Annotated in this window: 16 protein-coding genes; 7 read left to right on the forward strand and 9 right to left on the reverse strand. The window is 64.0% G+C overall.

Going from position 1 to position 18,129, the window contains the following annotated elements:
• Nucleotides 1-60: 60 nt before the first annotated feature.
• The 6 genes from ACIOVD_RS10565 to ACIOVD_RS10590 all read right to left on the reverse strand — a co-directional run bounded on the left by ACIOVD_RS10565 (nucleotide 61) and on the right by ACIOVD_RS10590 (nucleotide 6,172).
• On the reverse strand, nucleotides 61-2,502 hold the full coding sequence (locus ACIOVD_RS10565) for a TonB-dependent siderophore receptor (protein WP_401127502.1): 2,442 nt from the start codon (nucleotides 2,500-2,502) through the stop codon (nucleotides 61-63).
• A gap of 102 nt (nucleotides 2,503-2,604) precedes the next feature.
• Nucleotides 2,605-3,573, reverse strand: coding sequence for a FecR family protein (locus tag ACIOVD_RS10570; protein ID WP_401127504.1), 969 nt, complete (start codon nucleotides 3,571-3,573; stop codon nucleotides 2,605-2,607).
• Entirely contained in the window at nucleotides 3,570-4,076 is a 507-nt protein-coding gene (locus ACIOVD_RS10575; RefSeq protein ID WP_095169074.1) for a sigma-70 family RNA polymerase sigma factor, read from the reverse strand. The genes ACIOVD_RS10570 and ACIOVD_RS10575 overlap by 4 nt, the downstream gene beginning before the upstream one ends.
• Nucleotides 4,077-4,171: 95 nt before the next feature.
• Complete coding sequence (locus tag ACIOVD_RS10580) at nucleotides 4,172-4,642, reverse strand: copper chaperone PCu(A)C (RefSeq protein ID WP_401127506.1); 471 nt, start codon at nucleotides 4,640-4,642, stop codon at nucleotides 4,172-4,174.
• Nucleotides 4,642-5,247 carry an SCO family protein gene (locus ACIOVD_RS10585; protein WP_401127508.1) on the reverse strand — a complete coding sequence of 202 codons (606 nt, stop codon included), beginning with the start codon at nucleotides 5,245-5,247 and terminating at the stop codon, nucleotides 4,642-4,644. Before ACIOVD_RS10585 ends, ACIOVD_RS10580 begins: the two co-directional genes overlap by 1 nt.
• A gap of 136 nt (nucleotides 5,248-5,383) precedes the next feature.
• Nucleotides 5,384-6,172, reverse strand: coding sequence for an AraC family transcriptional regulator (locus tag ACIOVD_RS10590; protein WP_401127510.1), 789 nt, complete (start codon nucleotides 6,170-6,172; stop codon nucleotides 5,384-5,386).
• 83 nt (nucleotides 6,173-6,255) lie between these two features.
• Between ACIOVD_RS10590 and ACIOVD_RS10595 the strand changes: the two genes are divergently transcribed.
• On the forward strand, nucleotides 6,256-7,254 hold the full coding sequence (locus ACIOVD_RS10595) for a bile acid:sodium symporter family protein (protein WP_401127512.1): 999 nt from the start codon (nucleotides 6,256-6,258) through the stop codon (nucleotides 7,252-7,254).
• Nucleotides 7,255-7,269: 15 nt separating this feature from the next.
• Here ACIOVD_RS10595 and ACIOVD_RS10600 read toward each other — a convergent pair whose 3' ends face one another.
• The gene (locus tag ACIOVD_RS10600; RefSeq protein WP_095169079.1) at nucleotides 7,270-8,316 is read right to left on the reverse strand and encodes an ornithine cyclodeaminase; all 1,047 of its coding nucleotides are present in this window, start codon (nucleotides 8,314-8,316) and stop codon (nucleotides 7,270-7,272) included.
• A 398-nt stretch (nucleotides 8,317-8,714) separates the two neighbouring features.
• On the opposite strand from ACIOVD_RS10600, the gene ACIOVD_RS10605 reads away from it, so the two are divergent.
• The 6 genes from ACIOVD_RS10605 (at nucleotide 8,715) to ACIOVD_RS10630 (ending at nucleotide 13,981) form a co-directional block, all read left to right on the forward strand.
• Nucleotides 8,715-9,476 carry an ATP-binding cassette domain-containing protein gene (locus tag ACIOVD_RS10605; protein WP_143501217.1) on the forward strand — a complete coding sequence of 254 codons (762 nt, stop codon included), beginning with the start codon at nucleotides 8,715-8,717 and terminating at the stop codon, nucleotides 9,474-9,476.
• Between the two features lie 27 nt (nucleotides 9,477-9,503).
• A complete protein-coding gene (locus ACIOVD_RS10610; protein ID WP_095169080.1) occupies nucleotides 9,504-10,286 on the forward strand; it encodes a transporter substrate-binding domain-containing protein in 783 nt (260 codons plus the stop codon).
• Between the two features lie 271 nt (nucleotides 10,287-10,557).
• Complete coding sequence (locus tag ACIOVD_RS10615) at nucleotides 10,558-11,271, forward strand: ABC transporter permease (protein WP_095169082.1); 714 nt, start codon at nucleotides 10,558-10,560, stop codon at nucleotides 11,269-11,271.
• Between the two features lie 5 nt (nucleotides 11,272-11,276).
• Nucleotides 11,277-11,975, forward strand: coding sequence for an ABC transporter permease (locus ACIOVD_RS10620; protein ID WP_159998848.1), 699 nt, complete (start codon nucleotides 11,277-11,279; stop codon nucleotides 11,973-11,975).
• Nucleotides 11,975-12,946, forward strand: coding sequence for a DMT family transporter (locus ACIOVD_RS10625; protein WP_401127514.1), 972 nt, complete (start codon nucleotides 11,975-11,977; stop codon nucleotides 12,944-12,946). The genes ACIOVD_RS10620 and ACIOVD_RS10625 overlap by 1 nt, the downstream gene beginning before the upstream one ends.
• An 18-nt stretch (nucleotides 12,947-12,964) precedes the next feature.
• Nucleotides 12,965-13,981, forward strand: a complete 1,017-nt coding sequence (locus ACIOVD_RS10630) for a succinylglutamate desuccinylase/aspartoacylase family protein (RefSeq protein WP_401127516.1) — start codon at nucleotides 12,965-12,967, stop codon at nucleotides 13,979-13,981.
• A gap of 274 nt (nucleotides 13,982-14,255) precedes the next feature.
• Here ACIOVD_RS10630 and ACIOVD_RS10635 read toward each other — a convergent pair whose 3' ends face one another.
• Together ACIOVD_RS10635 and mdeB are read right to left on the reverse strand one after the other, a co-directional pair.
• Nucleotides 14,256-15,389 (reverse strand): branched-chain amino acid ABC transporter substrate-binding protein, encoded by a 1,134-nt coding sequence (locus ACIOVD_RS10635; protein ID WP_401127517.1) that lies wholly within the window; start codon nucleotides 15,387-15,389, stop codon nucleotides 14,256-14,258.
• Nucleotides 15,390-15,437: 48 nt separating this feature from the next.
• Nucleotides 15,438-18,128, reverse strand: coding sequence for an alpha-ketoglutarate dehydrogenase (mdeB, locus tag ACIOVD_RS10640; RefSeq protein WP_401127519.1), 2,691 nt, complete (start codon nucleotides 18,126-18,128; stop codon nucleotides 15,438-15,440).
• Between the last annotated feature and the right edge of the window lies 1 nt (nucleotide 18,129).

Here is an 18,129-nt window from a genome sequence, read left to right on the forward strand (position 1 = left end):
CCACTATTTACGCAGGCCGGGCATCCTCTGATGTCCGGCGCTGAGGCGCAGGTTGTGGGTTCAGAACGTCGGCGTGTATTTGACGCTGAACATCAGGTTGCGCGGGTCGCCGAAGTTGTTGTTGCCATCGAGCTGGTTGTAGCCCGCCGCGTAGTAGTGTTTGTCGAACAGGTTGTTGGCATTGAGCGCCAGGCCGATTTCCGGGCTCAGTTGATAGCCCAGGCGCGCGTTCCAGAGGGTGTAGCCCGGGACGTCATAGGTGCGCTCGTAACCCAGGGTGTGGCTTTGGCTGGTGAAGCCCAGGCCGGTGCTGACCTGGCGCCAGTCGCCGCTGAACTGGTAGTCGCTCCACACCCGCAACATATGCTTGGGCGTCCACTGGCTGAAGACTCGTCCTTCGTTGACCGGGTCGTCGAGGTACTTGATGGTGTTGTAGGTGTAGCCGGCAAACAGTTGCAGGCCGTCCAGCACTTCGCCGCTGATCTCGGCGTCCAACCCCTGGCTGCGGACCTTGCCCGAGGCCGTCGAACAGTACCAGCCATCGCAGGCATAGCCCGCCGCGACGTCATTTACCGCGCGATTTTCCTGGTCATAGCGGAACAGCGCCAGCGAGGTGTTGACCCGTCCGTCCAGCAACTCCCCCTTGAGGCCGATTTCGTAGTTGCTGCCGATCACCGGCTTGAGCACCGAGCCGCTGGCGTCGCGCTCGCTTTGCGGCTGGAACACGTCGGTGTAGCTGGTATAGACCGACCATTGCGGGTTGAGCGCGTAGATGGCGCCGAGGAAGGGCGTGACTTCGCCGGTTTCACTCATGCTACTGGGCTCATTGACCGTAACGACGTGGCTGATGGCCGCCTCGTTGGAGGCACTGTAGCGGTAGTCATACCAACTGACCCGGCTGCCAAGGATCAGGGTCAGGGGCTCGATCGGCTTGACCCGCCAAGTGCCGTACAGGCCTTTTTGTCGAATGTCGTAGCTGCTGCTGGTTCCACGCCCTCCCGGGGTGTTGAGCAGGCTTTCGTAGCTGATGGCGGGGCGCTGGTGGTTGATCGCAAAAATACTGTCGTTGCTGTCGTTGAAGGTCCGGGCGATGCGGTCATCGGAGGTGAACTTGGAGTAGTTGCCGCCGACGATGATTTCCTGGGCCATCGACAGGGCTTCGAAGCGGCCGACCAGGTTGGCGTCCAGGCCGACCTTGGTGGAGTCGAAGTCGGTGACCCAGTCGGCATATTGCACACCGCTGCCATCAAGGTTGAGGCCATCCCCGCTGCTTTGCACCCGCTGTTGGGTCGAGTCGTTGTTTTCGCTCATGCGTACCGCGCCGACCTTGGCGCTCCAGTCGTCGTTGAATCGGTGCTCAAGGTCGGCGTAGACCGTGGTGACATCGATGTGCGAGCGGTTCCACCCGGAGCCGGTGTAGGTCGAGCGCGGAACGTCCACCGGATCGCCGTTGGCGTAGCGCGGCAGGCCCCGCAGCATGGGCCGGGCGGAGGCGTCGGAATTGCTCACGGCCAGGCCCAGGGTGGTGTCGTCCTGCAGGTCGAAGTCCAGTGCCGCGTACAACGAATGGGTCTTGCTCCATTCATAGTCGATGAACGACTGGCTCTGGTCCTCGTCCGCCACCACCCGGCCGCGCACGGTGGCGCTGCTGTTCAGCGGACCACCGGCGTCCAGTTGCAGCCCGTAGTGATCCCAGGTCCCGGCCTTGGCCGTGAGGGCCACGGTCGGCGCGTTCTGGCCACGCTTGCGTACCAGGTTGATCGCACCGCCCGGGCTGCCCGCGCCTTGGAGCAGGCCGGACGCACCGCGCAGCACTTCCATGCGGTCGAAGAAGATCAGGTCCTGGGTCGCCCAGTTGCCGAGCGCGTAGGTATTGCGCGGGATTGGCACACCGTCGTATTGCCAGTCATCGATCTGGAACCCGCGGGAGGTCAGGATCATACCTTTGCCGACGCCCTGGACGCCCACCAGGCCGGTGGTCTGGTTGGCCGCATCCTTGAGGTCGGTGAGGCCCTGGTCATCCATTTGCTTGCGGGTCAGCACGCTGACCGACTGGGGGATTTCCTTGAGGCTGTGGCTACCCTTGCCGATGGTTACCGCGCGGGCGGCGTAGGAGCCCGAATCCTCGGTGGTGGCGTCGGTGCTTTGTTCAACAATGCTGGTGAGCCCCAGTTGCAGGGCGTCCTGGTTGTCCGTGGTCGGCTCGACGCTGTAGTTGCCTTGCCCGGTCACGCGCAGTTGCAGGCCGCTGCCGGCCAGGGCCGTGTGCAGGGCCTGTTCGGTGGGCATCTGGCCGATCACGGCGGGAGCCAGCTTGTCCCGTACCAGGCCAGGGTCCAGGGAAATGATCTGCCCGCTCTGGCTGGCAATGGCATTCAGCGTGCGGGCCAGCGGACCGGCCGGGAGGTTGAAGGACAGGCTCTGCGCCTGCACCAGGACAGGGCTGGCCAGGGTTGCCAGGGCAACGGCGAAGGAAAGGGCATTGGGCCACGGGTTAAACACAGCGTTCTCCTGATCGTGTGGAAGTGTCAGGAGATAGGTGGGATGAGAAATGAAAACCAGACACAAATAAGATCGATTTTCAAAAAATAATCCTGGCGGCTGTCATTTCGCTTGAATCAGGGTCAGCCAGGGGCTGTAGCGCTGGACCCGGATCGGTAGGGTTTCCGTCAGGGCGGCCAGGGTTTTGTCCGGGTCGTTGAGGGGGAATACCCCTTGCACCCGCAGATCGCGAATCGCGGGGGCCACCCGGACAAAACCACGGCTGTAGGGGCGCAGGGCATTCACCACCTGTTCCAGAGGTTCGTCGAGCACGTTCAGGCGCCCGTCCAGCCAGTCGGCGCGATGGCGTTGATCACCGGCGAGACGGACTATCCGTTGCCGGTAGAGCAGAGCCGACTGGCCTTCCTGCAGGACCGCCTGGCTGCCATCGAACAGGCTCGCCTGGACCGCGTGCTCAAGCACCAGGACCCGGCTGGCATCACGCTCCTGGGCCACCAGGAAACGCGTGCCCAGCGCGCACACTTCGCCTTGGGCGGTGCGTACGCGCAACGGACGCCGGGGATCGGCGGCCACCTGGATCAGTAGTTCGCCGTGGCGCAGGATCACCAGTCGTTGCTGCCCATCGAACTGCAGGTCGACCGCGCTCTCGGCGTTCAGGCTCAGGCGGCTGCCATCGGCCAGGTTGAAGTCCCGGCGCTGCCCACGCCCGGTGTGCAGGTCGGCGAACAGGTTGTCGCCCAGTGGACTGCGCGCCCCCAGCCACAGACCGCCACCGAGCAGGCCGAGGCCGGCGATCAACTGCAGTGCATCGCGGCGCGAACCCTGGGGTTGCAGGAGCAGCTGTCGAGCTTGCGCGGCCTGGCCGGGAACCCGTCGATCAAGGGCGCGCAGGGTATTGAACGAGCCGCCGAGGCGTTCCTGCAAAGTGGCCCAGGCCTGTGCGTGGGCAGGGTCCATGGCCAGCCAGGCATTGAAGCGTTCTTGCAGTCCGGCGTCGGGCTGGCCGGCGCGCAACTTGACCATCCAGTCGATGGCCTGCTCGCTGAGAGGGTCCAGGCGCGGCGCACTCATGAGCTCATCTCGCTCAGGCAGCACTGGCGCAGGGCCTGTTTCATGTAGCGGCTGACGGTGCGCTCGGACAAGTCCAGCCGACGGGCGATCTCGACGTACGTCAGGCCGTCCAGTTGGCTGTAGAGGAAGGTGGCCTTGACGACCAGGGGCAAGCCGTCGAGGGCCCGGTCAATCGCCACCAGGGCTTCAATCAGCTGCAATTGTTCTTCGGGGGAGGGCGCGAGCAATTCGGGAAGTGCCGACAAGCGTTCCAGGTACGCCAGCTCCAGCTTGCGCCGACGATGGCGGTCAAAGATCAGGCGGCGGGCGATGGTCGCCAGGAAGGCGCGCGGTTGTTCGATGCTGTCGGGATCGACCCGGGCCACCAGCATCTGGCAGAAGGTATCGGCGGCAGTGTCCTCGGCGTCCGCGTGATTGCGCAGGCGACGCTGGATATGCTGCAACAGCCAGCGGTGATGGTCGCTGAAGAAGAAGCCCAGCTTGCGGGTCGAAGGGGGTTGCACCGGTCGGCTTTCCAGATGTTAGTGTGAATCGTTCTCAATACTACCTTCGAGAGGATCAACACTGCAATCGCCAACCGGTACGCCGCGACCCTGGTTTACATCTTGTGGTCGGCCATGTTCAGCGCCCGTACCGGGGCGTCGACCTCGATCGACTCTTTTTCGCCCTTGGCGTTTTCGACGATCAAGGTCAGCGGCACGCTGTCGCCTTCCTTCACCTGGGCCACCAGGTCGATCAGCATCACGTGGTAGCCGTGGGGGTCGAACGACACCGCCTTGCCGGCAGGCAGGGCGACGGACTCCACCGGTTGCATGCTCATCACGTCGTTCTTCATGGTCGACTGATGCACCTGGACGATTTTCGCCGCTGGCGATTGCACGCCCAGCAGCTTGCTGTCGGTGCTGGCGGTCAGGGTCATGAACGCCCCGGTGGCTTGCTGCCCGGCGACGGTGGCGCGAACCCAGGCGTCATCGACCTGGGTCTGGGCCGAGGCCTGCAAGGCCAGGCCCAGCAGGGAAACACCCAGGAGCAACTGTTTGATACGGCTTTTGCTGAACGATGCGGTCATTAGCAGACCTCCATGACGGTGAGCAGGTCTTCCGTACACTCTTGTGCCGAAAGTGACTGGGACAACCCAAGGCGCAGGGTGCCCCTGGAGTCATAAACATAACTGGTCGCGGTGTGGGACAGGGTGTAGGTCGAGCCGCTGGGGACCTTCTCGAAGAACACGTCGAACTCCTTGGCCGTGGCCGCGGTTTCTTCGAGGCTGCCGTACAACGCGACAAACGATGGGTCGAAAGCCTTGACGTAGGCGTCGAGTACTTGCGGGGTGTCCCGTTCCGGGTCCAGGGTGATGAGGATCACCTGCAGGCGGTCGCCATCCTTGCCCATCAGCTTCTTGATTTTCGCCGCACGCGCAAGCGTGGTGGGGCAGATCGCCGGGCATTGGGTAAACCCGAAGAACACCATCGGCATCATCCCGCGAAAGCTCGACAGGGTTTGCACATCGCCATTGGTGTCTTTCAACTTGAAGGTGCGCCCGAGGATCTTGTCACTCAGGTCCTTGCCGTATTTGTATGACAGCTCGCCGCGAGTGTCGCAGCCGGTCAGCAGCCCCAGGCCCAACAGCCCCATACCTGCAATCACCTTGCGGCGATTCATCAAAACACTCATGCGTCAACGCCCTTTGGCCACCTGGCAGTCGAGTTGACCTGGCAGGGGGGTCACCGTGAAAGGGCAGCATCCTATCAAAATCGCGGCGATGGGTGCCGGCTTCGGGACAATTGGTCGCAGCAAGGGAGTCGTGCGCTCAGGGAAAGAACTCTCCGGGTGTGGCGCCGAATTGCTGGCGGAAGGCGGCGATGAAGGCCGAGGTCGAGTCGTAGCCGCAGGCCAGCGCCACGTCGGTGACACGCTCGCCCTGCTCCAGCGGGGTCAGCGCACCGAGCAGACGCAAGCGCTGGCGCCAGGCGCGGAAGGTCAGGCCGGTATCGCGCAGGAACAGGCGGCTGAGGGTCTTTTCGGTGACCGCGAATTTTTCGCTCCAGTGGCCCAGGGTGGTGGCCTGCTCCGGGTGCAGTTGCAGGCTCTGGTAGATTTTCTGCAGGCGGCTGTCCTGTGGCAGGGGCAGCATCAAGTCGATCTGCGGCGCCTCGGCCAATTGGTCGAGCAGGACCTGGACCAGTCGTCCCTGGGCGCCGTCCTCCTGGTATTCCACCGGCATCTGGCTGAAGCGGCGGATCAATTCGCGCAACAGGTCGCTGACCCCGAGCACATGGCATCGCGGCTGCGCCCAGGCGGTGACGTTGCAATCGAGGTACAGGCTGCGCATTTCCGTGCGCGGCGAGCTGAACACCCGGTGCGGCACGCCGGCGGGGATCCACACGGCCCGTTGCGGCGGCGCGACGAAGCGCCCGGCGCTGGTCTGCACCTCGAGCACCCCTTGAATGGCGTAGGACAATTGCACCCAGGGATGGCTGTGGCGGCGGGTCAGGGCGCGATTGGGCAGCGACTCGGTGCGCCCGTAGACCGGTCGTGGCAGGCTGGGCAGCCCGGGCACACTGCGCCGGTAGCTCTGGTCATGTCCTTTAGGCGGCATCTGCTGGCTCTTTGGCGTTAGTCGGTAATCGGCAGTCACGTTAGAGTCGCCGCTACGTACTTGGCAACCCCCGGATGATACCGATGACCCGTCCTCGTTTCCTGCCCGACAACTTCACCCTGACCCTGATCGGCGTGGTGCTCCTGGCCAGCCTGCTGCCCGTCAGCGGCCAGGCCGCGGTCGGCTTTGGCTGGCTGACCAACGGCGCGATTGCCCTGCTGTTTTTCCTGCATGGGGCCAAACTGTCTCGTGAGTCGATCATCGCCGGTGCCGGCCACTGGCGCCTGCACCTGCTGGTGTTCGGCCTGACCTTTGTGCTGTTCCCGCTGGTGGGCCTGGCGCTCAAGCCGCTGCTCTCACCGATGGTCGGTAATGAGTTGTACATGGGCATGCTCTACCTCTGTGCGTTGCCGGCCACGGTGCAGTCGGCGATTGCCTTTACCTCCCTGGCGCGCGGCAACATTCCGGCGGCCATCTGCAGTGCGGCGGCGTCCAGCCTGTTCGGGATCTTCCTCACGCCCTTGCTGGTGGCCTTGCTCCTGAATGTGCACGGCGACGGCGGCTCGACCGTCGATGCCATCCTCAAGATCAGCCTGCAGTTGCTGCTGCCGTTTGTGGCCGGGCAGATCGCACGCCGCTGGGTCGGCGCCTGGGTAGGGCGCAACAAGCATTGGCTGAAATTCGTCGACCAGGGCTCGATTCTGCTGGTGGTCTACGGCGCCTTCAGCGAGGCGGTGAACGAAGGGCTGTGGCAGCAGATTCCGCTGTGGGAACTGGCGGGCCTGGTGCTGGCCTGCTGCATCGTCCTGGCGCTGGTGCTGATCGCGGCGACGCTGCTGGGCAAGGCCTTTGGTTTCAACCAGGAAGACCGCATCACTATTTTGTTCTGCGGTTCGAAGAAAAGCCTGGCCACCGGCGTGCCGATGGCCCAGGTGCTGTTTGCCGGCAGCACTATCGGCTTGTTGATCCTGCCACTGATGCTGTTCCACCAGATTCAACTGATGGTCTGTGCGGTGCTGGCCCAGCGCTACGCCAAACGCCCGGAGACGATGGCCGAACTGATGGGCCAGGTCGATCCCTGAGCCGAGGGCGGTTGCTCAGGCGCGGCGCAAGTGGGCGGTGGCCGCGGGCGGCTGCAGCAAGGCGAACAGGTTTTTCGGGTCCTGTAGCGTCGGCACCAGTTCAATTTCGCTGCCGATGTCCAGGGCCTTGGCCACGTCCAGAACGTAGCGCAGGGCCGAGTAGTCCTCGAGGGCGAAGCCCACGGAGTCGAACAGGGTGACTTCGTCGGCGCTTCGTCGAGCCTGTTCCTGGCCGTTGACCACTTTCCAGAATTCGATCACCGGCGAATCCGCGGGCATCTGCTGGATCTCGCCCTCGATGCGGCTTTGCGGTTCGTACTCGACGATCACCCGGGCCCGCTCGACGATGTCGCGGTGCAACTCGGTCTTGCCAGGGCAGTCACCACCCACGGCATTGAGGTGCATGCCGGGTTCGATCATTTGTGGGGTGAGGATGGTCGCGTAGGCCTTGTCGGCGGTCACGGTGGTGACGATATCGGCTCCGCGCACGGCATCGGCAACGCTGGCGGCAATCGTGATCTTCAGGGCCGGGTAGGCACTCAGGTTGGCCTGCAGTTTGGCGCTGGCGGCCGGGTCGATGTCGTACAGGCTAAGTTCTTCGATGCCCAGCAGGGTGTGGAATGCCAGGGCCTGGAATTCACTTTGCGAGCCGTTGCCGATCAGCGCCATGCGCCGACTGTCTGGCCGGGCCAGGTAGCGTGCGGCCAGGGCGGAGGTGGCGGCGGTGCGAATGGCGGTGGTCAGGGTCATCTCGCTGAGCAGGACCGGCTTGCCTGTATCGACATCCCCCAACGCGCCAAAGGCCATGACCGTCAGCATGCCGTTATGGGTGTTTTTCGGGTGACCGTTGACGTACTTGAAGGCGTACAGCGCGGCATCCGACACCGGCATCAACTCGATCACGCCCTCCGGCGAGTGGTTGGCCAGGCGGGCACATTTCTCGAAGTCTTCCCAGCGCAGGTAGTCCTGGCGAATGTACTCGGCCATTTCAGTCAGGCAGCAGGTCAGGCCTTTGGCCTGGACGAGGCGGCTCAGGTCATTGACGTCAACGTAACGGGTCATGGGCGTACCTTTTTATTAGCGTTTGAGGGGGAGATGCAGGGGTTGGCCATAGCGCCATTGTCGGGGTAAGCGCCGGTCTATCTCGGCCAATCCGTGGCCATGGCGCAGCGGTTGCGGTCGAATACTCCGGGCCCACAGCCGAATCGGCTGTGGGCATCGGGAAAGCGCCCGGACTGTCGTGAAAACGACCTGTTGGCATCGAACGCGAACCGCGCTGAGTTTTCTGTTGAACGACTGTTCAGCTTGAACTATGTTGAGCGCACCTTCTGTTCCCGGCTGGTTGCGGGCTTGGCTTTCTTCACTTCGAATGAGGCACTGGCATGCGGTTTTCACCCTTGGTAGAGCGAATCCCAGGCCCGGATGCTGACGTCGGGGAGATGCCTCAGGCCGCCCGGACAATGATCGAAGTCGATCGCCTGCATAAACGCTTCGGCAACATCGAGGTGCTCAAGGGCGTCTCGCTGACGGCCCGCGAAGGCGAAGTGGTCTCGCTGATCGGCGCCAGTGGCTCAGGCAAAAGCACCTTGCTGCGCTGCATCAATATGCTCGAAGTGCCGGACCAGGGGCGCGTCCTGGTGGACGGTGAAAGCATCCGCCTCAACCATTCCCGTCCTGGCGCGCCGCTGGTGTCCGACGCCAGGCAACTGGTGCGGATTCGCTCGAGCCTGGGCATGGTGTTCCAGAACTTCAATCTCTGGCCCCATCGCACGGTGCTGGAGAACCTGATCGAGGCGCCGACCCAGGTCCTGCGCGAGAGCCGGGCCGAGGCCACCGAACGCGCTGAAGCCCTGCTCGAACGGGTGGGGCTGGCGGCCAAGCGCAACGAGTACCCGGCGTTTCTTTCCGGCGGCCAACAGCAGCGGGTGGCCATCGCCCGGGCCCTGGCCATGCGGCCCAAAGTCATGCTGTTCGATGAACCGACCTCGGCACTCGACCCAGAACTGGTGGGCGAAGTGTTGCGGGTGATCCGCTCGCTCGCCGAAGAAGGCCGGACCATGATCCTGGTGACCCACGAGATGGCCTTCGCCCGCGATGTCTCATCCAATGTCGCCTTCCTGCACCAGGGGCTGATCGAGGAAACCGGTACGCCGGACCAAGTGTTTGTACACCCACGCAGCGAGCGTTGCCGACAGTTCGTCAACGCTCATCAGACTCGCTAAAACACAATAACAAGACGGGGAAACATCATGGCAAATCGACGTTTGGCAAACTGGTTGACGGGCGTGGCCTGCGTGATGCTGGCCGGCATGAGCGCCGCGCAGGCACAGCCGATCAGGTTCGCGGTGGCGGCCGAACCCTATCCGCCGTACACCGAGAAGCAGCCCAACGGTGAGTGGAAGGGTTTTGAAGTCGACCTGATCCACAAGCTGTGCAGCGCGATGAAGGCCGAGTGCGAGATCAAGGAGGTGGCGTGGGACGGCATCATTCCTTCGCTGCTGGCGAAGAAGATCGACGTGATTTTTTCCTCGATGTCAGTCACCGCCGAACGCGAGAAACAGATCGCCTTCAGCAAGGCCTACTACGATTCGGCGATCGCCGTGGTCGGGCCCAAGGGCAGCTCGGTGAGCAAATACCCGGATGACCTCAAGGGCAAGATCATCGGCGTGCAGAACTCCACCGTCAGCGCCAGCTACCTGAAGGCCAAGTACGAAAAAATCGCCGACGTGAAGTACTACGACACCCAGGACTCGGCCAACGCCGACCTGATCGCCGGGCGTCTTGACCTGATGATGGCCGACGGCACCGCCATGACCGAGTTCGTCAAGACCGCCGATGCCAAGGACCTCGCGTACCTGAGCACCGTGCCGTACGACCCGATCTTCGGCAAAGGCGTCGGCGCCGGCCTGCGCAAGGACGACGCCGCCCTCAAGGCGCGCCTCGACCAGGCGATCCAGACCCTGCTGGCAAGCAAGGACTATGACGACCTGTCGCAGCACTATTTCGGAACCAGCGTGAAACCTGCCTTCTGACGACAAACCGGGTCGCCGTGGCTGAGGCCGCCATCGCTGGCAAGCCGCAAGCGGGCGCCAGCTCCCACAAGGAGTGCGGCGGTGCACATGCTGATGTTGTGAACCCGGTCTTTGTAGGAGCGAGCTTGCTCGCGATGGTCGTCAACGATAACGCGCCGAGCCTGATTCAACGCGGCGCTCCTGAGTCCTTCGCGAGCAAGCTCGCTCCAGGCTTGTCCGCGATGGGGCCAGACCGCCATAGGCGGTTGAAGGTCAGTAACCGGAGAGTGAAATGCCTGCAATGTTCGAATTGATCGGCTTCAGCGAACGAGGATGGGGCGGGGCCTTGTTGCGTGGGTTGTGGATGACCCTGCAGATATCCGCCGGGGCGTTTGTGGTCGGGTTGTTGATCGGGCTGGTGGTGGCCTGCCTCAAGTTGGGCGCGCCGAAACCGATCGCGGCCCTGATGCGCGGCTACACCACCTTGTTCCGCGCGATCCCGGAGCTACTGCTGATCCTGCTGCTGTACTACGTCGGCTCCATGCTGCTCAACGCACTCATGGCCCACATGGGCTACGACGCGATAGACGTCAGCGGGCCGCTCGCGGCGATCCTCGTCCTGGGGCTGGTGCAGGGGGCGTACGCCTCGGAGATTTTCCGCGCGGCGATCCAGGCAATCCCCTTTGGCCTGATCGAGGCGGGAAGAGCCTTCGGCCTCAGCGGCTTTGGCCTGTTCCGTCGCGTCACCCTGCCGATCATGGCGCCCTACGCGATGGCCGGGATGGCCAACCTGTGGATCAACCTGATCAAGGACAGCGCCCTGATCAGCGTGGTCGGCACCAACGAGTTGCTGTACACCGCCAAGCAGGGCGCGGGTTCGACCCGCCATTACCTGCTGTTCTACCTCACCGCCGCCGCGCTGTATTACGCGGTGACGCTACTGTCCAACTACCTGTCGGGACGGCTGGAGCGACGCATTCGTCGCTGGATGCCTTTGGCTGAGTGAATGAGATGATTGCAGCGTGGATAATCGAGTACGCCGCCCTGTTGGGCCGAGGGTTGCAGACCACCATCAGCATCCTGCTGATCGCCAGCGTGCTGGGCTTCGTCCTGGCGGTGCTGGTGGCCCTGGCGCGGATCTCGAAAAACCGTCTGCTGGCCAAGGCCAGCCTGCTCTACACCAGCCTGTGGCGCGGAACGCCGCTGCTGATCCAGATCTACATTTTCTACTACGGCCTGGGCAGCCTGTTTGCCCAGTTCCCGCTGCTGCGCGCCAGCTTCCTGTGGCCCTACCTGCGCGATGGCTACTGGTACATCGTGTTCGCCCTGGTGCTGTCGGTGGGGGCCTATGTCGGTGAAGTGATTCGCGGCGGCCTGCTGGCGGTGCCCAAGGGCGAGATGGAAGCGGCCTCGGCCTTTGGCATGACGGCGCGCCAGGCGCTGCTGCGGGTGCGCCTGCCCCGGGCCATGCGCCTGCTGTTGCCGACCCTGGCCGGGGAGTGCGTGATGCTGCTCAAGTCCACGGCGCTGGCCTCGACCATCGCGGTGATCGACCTGCTGGGCGCCGCCAACGTCGTGCGCGCCCAGACCCTGCAGGTCTATGAACCGTTGCTGCTGGTGGCACTGGTGTATGTCTGCCTGACGTTCCTGATCGAGGCGCTGTTTGCGTTCGCCGAACGCCGTGGTACTCCCGTGCGCAGGTCGGTGTGATGAGTAGCTCGCGGGTCGACCGCTCATTGCAAGGCATTGGCCTGTGCACCCTGGGCTACGCCTTCCTGGCCCTGCAGGACGCCGGCATCAAGTGGTTGGTGGCCGATTATTCGGTGGTCAGCATCCTGTTCTGGCGCAGCCTGGTGGTGGTCGTTGCCTGCCTGCTGGTGGGCCGCCTGCAACTGGTACAACGGGCCTGGCGCTCGCCAAGCCGGCGCTTGCTGGTGGTGCGCGGCTTGCTGTCGATTGTCGCCTGGCTGCTGTATTACACCGCCGCCCGCGACCTGACCCTGGCGGAGATGACCACCCTGTATTTCTCGGCGCCGATCATGGTCACGATGCTGGCGGCGGTGATGCTCAAGGAGCGCGCCAACGCCTGGCAGTGGCTGAGCCTGATCATCGGTTTTGTCGGGGTGGTGATCGCCTGCCGCCCGACCCAGATCCAGGACCCGTGGCCGGTGGTACTGACCCTGCTGGCCGCCATGTGCTGGGCCTTCACTTACATCCAGTTGCGCCAGGTCGATGAACAGACCTCGGTACTGGAACAGATGCTGATCACCAATGTGGTGTTTGTGGTGTGCATGCTGGTGGCGTTGCCCTGGACCCACACCCCGGCGCCGACCCCGGCCTGGCTGGGCATGCTTGCGGCGGGGCTGGTAGGCGGGATCGGCCAGTTCCTGCTGTTCGCCAGCTTCCAGCGGGCCACCGCGACCTTGCTCGCACCTTTCGAATACACCGGGCTGATCTGGGCGTTTGCCCTGTCGAGCCTGGTCTGGGGCACGCTGCTGGACGGCTCGCTGATCATCGGCGCCGGGTTGATCGCGGTCAGCGGCACCCTGGCGATGATCTTTGGGCGGCATGGCAGCCAGGAGGTGGTCGGGGCCGAGTGTTCGGTCTCGCAGCCGCTGTATCCGCCGGCGACGCCGGAGCAGGCCGAACGCGACCGGCAATCCATTGAGCAGCAGCCATGAACAGGGGAGGACAGGCGGATGGTCGAGGATATTTCATTCAGTGTGCCGAACAATAACGGCGACCCGGTGCGGGTCGGCGCCTGGCGTTACGCCGGCGCCGGCCAGGCCCCTGCCGTGCACCTGCAGGCCGGGGTACATGCCGATGAAATCGCCGGCATGCTGGTGCTGCACCTGCTGATGCCCAAGTTGGCCCGGGCCCAAGCCGCAGGTCGGCTCAAGGGCTCGGTGACGGTGGTGCCCCAGGCCAATCCTCTGGGCATCGGGCAGTTTCGCCAGGGGCGGATTCTCGGGCGTTTCCACGATGCCACGGGACACAATTTCAACCGCGGTTTCGACCAGTCGGCGGCGATGGCCCAGCCGTCGACCGTGGTCCAGCACTGGCAAAAAAACCTGGTGCAACTGGCCTCCAGCGCCGACGTGGTGCTGGACTTGCACACCGACGACGAAGCCCTGCCATACCTCTACCTGCACCGCAGTTTCTGGCCTCGCGGCCGCGCGCTGGCGGCGGCGATGCGCATGGACGTGGCAATCATCTGGGATGACGGCGGTGACGGTTCTTTCGAAGAAACCCTGATCAGCCCCTGGCTGCGTGCAGGCGTGAACCAGCGGCAAATGGCCGCGACCCTGGAGCTGCGTGGGCAGGGCGATGTCAGCGATGCCGATGCCGCGCAGGACGCTGAGGGCTTGTATGCCTGGCTGTGTGGCCATGGCGTCATCGATGAGGCGCGTGAGCCTGTGGACTGGCCTGTCGAGGCCATGGACATGGGCCAGATGGAAACCATCCTGGCACCGCAGCCCGGGGTGCTGGTGTTTGAGAAGGCGCTGGGGGATTTCGTCGAGCAAGGGCAGCGATTTGCGCGGATTATCGGGCGTCCGGGTGATCCGTCTTCCGAGGTGGTGCTGCTGGCCGAACAGGCCGGACGGATGGTCACCCGCCATCGGGACCGCCTGGTGGCCCAGGGCACGGTGGTCGCGAAGTTCACCGGCAGCCAGGTATCGCGTAACTGGCACGGTGGGTTGCTGGACCCTAATTAAGCGACAGATGCTACAGGTACTGCGCAAATTGCTTAACTGATCGGCATCAAGCGAAGATCCGGTGTTTTTTGTGAGACATAGGTGGGAGCGAGCTTGCTCGCGATGATCTCAAGAGCGACGCGTTGTTTCAGGCAGCGCGCGTTATCGTTGACGACCATCGCGAGCAGGCTCGCTCCTACAGTGTTTTTTGGGTGTTCGGAAAATCCACATACGACCACTGAACCTGGAGCGGGCACCGCAAGCGGGCACCCGCTCCTACAGTTTCGGCATAGCTTCAGAGACCGGCGCTTTGCCCAGCTTCGGTCTTCGGCTTGCCGTAGTGCCATTCGTAGACCACGAACTTGAAGTCCTTGAGGTCGCCTTTTTCGTCGAAGCTCAGGTCGCCGGTAGGGGTTTTGAAGGTGCCGCTGTGGATCGCCGCGGCGACTTTTTCCGGGTCTTCGCTCTTGGCCGCGACGATTGCGCCGGCAATCACGTCCACCGCCGAGTAGGTCGGCAGGACAAACGGGCCGCTGGGGTTTTCCTGTTTCGCGGTGAAGGCCGCTACCAGCGCCTGGTTGGCCGGGTCCTGGTCGAAGGATTTAGGCAGGGTTACCAGCATGCCTTCGGCAGCGTCCTTGGCGATCTGCGAGATCGAGTCGTTACCCACGCCTTCCGGGCCCATGAAGCGGGCGCTGAGGCCTTTTTCCTTGGCCTGGCGCAACAGCAGGCCCATTTCCGGGTGGTAGCCGCCGAAGTACACGAAGTCGACATTGGCCTGCTTGAGCTTGGTCAGGATCGAGGAGTAGTCGCGTTCGCCGACGTTGATGCCTTCGAACATCGCCACCTTGATGCCTTCCTTGCCGAGGATCTCGCGCACCGAGGTGGCGATGCCTTCACCGTACTGCTGCTTGTCGTGCAGCACCGCGACATTGGCCGGTTTCAGGCCGACGATGTAGCGCGCCGCTGCCGGGCCCTGGGCGTTGTCCAGGCCGATGGTGCGGAAGATCATCCTGTAGCCGCGAGCGGTCAGTTCCGGGCTGGTCGCGGCCGGAGTGATCATCACGATGCCTTCGTCTTCATAGATATCCGAAGCTGGCTGGGTGGAGCTGGAGCACAGGTGCCCGACCACGTACTTGATGCCGTCGTTGACTACTTTGTTGGCTACCGCCACCGCCTGCTTGGGATCGCAGGCATCGTCGTATTCCACGGCCACCAGCTGTTTGCCGTCGACGCCGCCACGGGCGTTGATCTGCTCGATGGCCATGCGGGCACCGCTGAACTGCATGTCACCGTATTGCGCTACCGGGCCGGTTTTCGGTCCGGCGATGCCGATGCGGATGGTGTCCTCAGCCAGGGCATGGCAGGACAGGCCGGCAAGGATCATGGCGCTGAGCAGTTGGGTGGTTTTTTTATTGATACGACTCATGGTGTTCCACTCCTGTGGGTAATGACTCATAAAGGTCTTGCAGTTGATTCAGCGATCCCAGGGCGCGCTGCGCGCTGGATCGGGGCAGTAGCGGCCGATCGCCTCGCTGAGTATGCCAGCGTCGAGGCCATCGTGGTCCACCAGACTTTTTAATCCGGCCAGGACAATGCTGTGCTGATCCACCTCAAAGAACTGCCGCAGGTTGGCGCGGTTGTCGCTGCGGCCAAACCCGTCGGTGCCCAGGGTGGTGTAGGGCGCCTCCAGGTACTGGCCGATCAGTTGCGGCCAGGCACGCACGTAATCGCTGGCGGCGATGATCGGTTGGCGACCGCCGAGCTGTTGCTGCAGATGGCTGCTGCGCGGCTCGCCGGTCTGCAGGCGGTTGTCGCGCTCGACCTCGCGGGCCTCGCGCGCCAGTTCGCTGAAGCTGGTGGCGCTGAACACCTCGGTGTGAATGCCCCAGTCCTTGGCGAGCAACTCGCTGGCCGCGAGTACTTCGCGCAATATCGCCCCGGAGCCCACCAGGCGCAGGCGAATTTGCGACGGCTCGGTGCAACTGCGCGAATAGCGATACAGGCCGCGCAGGACATCGGCGTGCTGGCTGTCATCGAGACTCGGCTGCGGGTAGTTTTCGTTCATCACCGCGACGTAGTGGAACTCGTCGCACTGCTGTTCCAGCAGGCGCCGGGCCGCGTGGTCGAGGATCACCGCCAGTTCCCCGGCAAAACACGGGTCCCAGGCACGGCAGTTGGGCACCATCGCCGCCATCACCAGGCTGGAGCCGTCCTGGTGTTGCAGGCCCTCGCCACCGAGGGTGGTCCGGCCCGCCGTGGCGCCGAGCAAAATGCCCCGGGAGCGCTGGTCGGCGGCGGCCCAGATCAAGTCGCCGACCCGCTGGAAGCCGAACATCGAATAGTAGATGTACACCGGCAGCATCGGCACGCCGTGTACTGAATAGGAGGTCGCGGCCGCGACCCAGGAGGACAGGGCGCCGGCCTCGGTGATGCCTTCTTCCAGCAACTGGCCATTGCGCGACTCCCGGTAGGAGAGGATCGAGCCGCTGTCTTCCGGTTCGTACAACTGGCCGTGGGGCGAGTAGATGCCGATCTGGCGGAACAGGCTGGCCATGCCAAAGGTGCGTGCTTCATCGGCGACGATCGGCACCACTCGCGGCCCCAACTCTGGCGCCTTGAGCCAGGCCGTCAGCAGGCGCACGGCGGCCATGGTGGTGGACATTTCCTTGCCTTGCGCCTTGAGAGCAAAACCGCCCGACAGCGCCAGCGCCGGCACCGGAATCTGCGGCGCAGCGCTCTTGCGCGCCGGCAGCGGACCGCCGAGGGCCTGGCGCCGGGCGCGCAGGTAGCGCATTTCGGCGCTGTCCTCGGGCGGACGATAGAAGCGCAACTGTTCGACATCCTGGTCCGACAGCGGCAGATGGAAGCGGTCGCGGAACGCCAGGAGGGCGGCGACATCGAGTTTTTTCGCCTGGTGCGCGGTCATCCGCGACTCGCCGGCCGCACCGATGCCATAGCCCTTTTTGGTCTTGGCCAGGATTACCGTCGGCCGGCCCTTGCAGGCCTTGGCGGCGGCGAAGGCGGCGTGCAGTTTGCGCAAGTCGTGGCCGCCGCGTTTCAGGCCATTGATCTCCTCGACGCTCATGTGTTCCACCAGGCGCCGCACTTGCGGGTCCTTCTGGAAGAAGTGCTCCAGGTTATAGGCACCGTCATGGGCGCCAAGGGTCTGGTATTCGCCGTCCGGGGTGGCTGCCAGGCGCTTGAGCAGCACGTTGTCGGTGTCGCGGGCAAACAGCGCATCCCACTCAGAACCCCACAGCACCTTGATCACGTTCCAGCCGGCACCGGCGAACAGCGCTTCGAGTTCCTGGATGATCTGGCCGTTGCCGCGCACCGGGCCGTCCAGGCGTTGCAGGTTGCAGTTGACGATAAAGGTCAGGTTGTCCAATTGTTCGCGGGCTGCCAGGGACAGGCCGGCGATGGACTCGGGCTCGTCCATCTCGCCGTCGCCAAACACCCCCCAGACATGCCGGCCCTCGGTCTGCAGCAACTCGCGGTGCTGCAGGTAGCGCATGAACCGCGCCTGGTACACCGCGCTGATCGGGCCGATGCCCATGGAGCCGGTGGGGAACTGCCAGAAGTCCGGCATCAGCCACGGGTGAGGGTAGGAGCACAGTCCGGGACCGTTGATTTCCTGGCGATAGTTGGCCAGTTGCTCCTCGCTCAAGCGCCCTTCGAGAAAGGCCCGGGCATAGACCCCGGGTGCCGAGTGCGGCTGGAAAAACACCAGGTCGGCGTTGCGCTGGCCATCGTCGCCATCGCCACGGAAAAAGTGCTGGAAACCCACCTCGAAGATCTCTGCCGCCGAGGCGTAACTGGCGATGTGGCCGCCCAGTTCACCGTAGGCATGGTTGGCCCGGACCACCATGGCCAGGGCGTTCCAGCGCAGCAGGCCGGTGATGCGCTCCTCCAGCAGCAGGTCACCGGGGTAGGTGCCCTGTTGCTCCAGCGACAGGGTGTTGCGATAGGCGGAAAAGGCCTGGGCGTCGCGGTTGATGCCGTGTTCGCCGGCGTACTCTTGCAGGCGCTTGAGCAGGTAGCGGGCGCGCTCAGGGCCACAGGCGGCGAGGGTCGAGGCCAGGGCGTCGAGCCACTCGCGGGTTTCTTGCGGGTCTTCATCCTGGGCGCAGGGCAGGCCCTGATGGAGCAGGTCTGGGGTAGTCATC

It is taken from the genome of Pseudomonas sp. NPDC087626, assembly GCF_044743405.1.
In the GTDB taxonomy this organism is placed as follows: domain Bacteria; phylum Pseudomonadota; class Gammaproteobacteria; order Pseudomonadales; family Pseudomonadaceae; genus Aquipseudomonas.

Coding starts and splice junctions, on each gene's coding strand:
- ACIOVD_RS10570 (WP_401127504.1), bottom strand. CDS start 3,573: ATGAGTGCGCCGCGCCTGGACCCTCTCAGCGAGCAGGCCATCGACTGG.
- ACIOVD_RS10580 (WP_401127506.1), bottom strand. CDS start 4,642: ATGACCGCATCGTTCAGCAAAAGCCGTATCAAACAGTTGCTCCTGGGT.
- ACIOVD_RS10585 (WP_401127508.1), bottom strand. CDS start 5,247: ATGAGTGTTTTGATGAATCGCCGCAAGGTGATTGCAGGTATGGGGCTG.
- ACIOVD_RS10590 (WP_401127510.1), bottom strand. CDS start 6,172: ATGCCGCCTAAAGGACATGACCAGAGCTACCGGCGCAGTGTGCCCGGG.
- ACIOVD_RS10595 (WP_401127512.1), top strand. CDS start 6,256: ATGACCCGTCCTCGTTTCCTGCCCGACAACTTCACCCTGACCCTGATC.
- ACIOVD_RS10600 (WP_095169079.1), bottom strand. CDS start 8,316: ATGACCCGTTACGTTGACGTCAATGACCTGAGCCGCCTCGTCCAGGCC.
- ACIOVD_RS10605 (WP_143501217.1), top strand. CDS start 8,715: ATGATCGAAGTCGATCGCCTGCATAAACGCTTCGGCAACATCGAGGTG.
- ACIOVD_RS10610 (WP_095169080.1), top strand. CDS start 9,504: ATGGCAAATCGACGTTTGGCAAACTGGTTGACGGGCGTGGCCTGCGTG.
- ACIOVD_RS10615 (WP_095169082.1), top strand. CDS start 10,558: ATGCCTGCAATGTTCGAATTGATCGGCTTCAGCGAACGAGGATGGGGC.
- ACIOVD_RS10620 (WP_159998848.1), top strand. CDS start 11,277: ATGATTGCAGCGTGGATAATCGAGTACGCCGCCCTGTTGGGCCGAGGG.
- ACIOVD_RS10625 (WP_401127514.1), top strand. CDS start 11,975: ATGAGTAGCTCGCGGGTCGACCGCTCATTGCAAGGCATTGGCCTGTGC.
- ACIOVD_RS10630 (WP_401127516.1), top strand. CDS start 12,965: ATGGTCGAGGATATTTCATTCAGTGTGCCGAACAATAACGGCGACCCG.
- ACIOVD_RS10635 (WP_401127517.1), bottom strand. CDS start 15,389: ATGAGTCGTATCAATAAAAAAACCACCCAACTGCTCAGCGCCATGATC.
- mdeB (WP_401127519.1), bottom strand. CDS start 18,128: ATGACTACCCCAGACCTGCTCCATCAGGGCCTGCCCTGCGCCCAGGAT.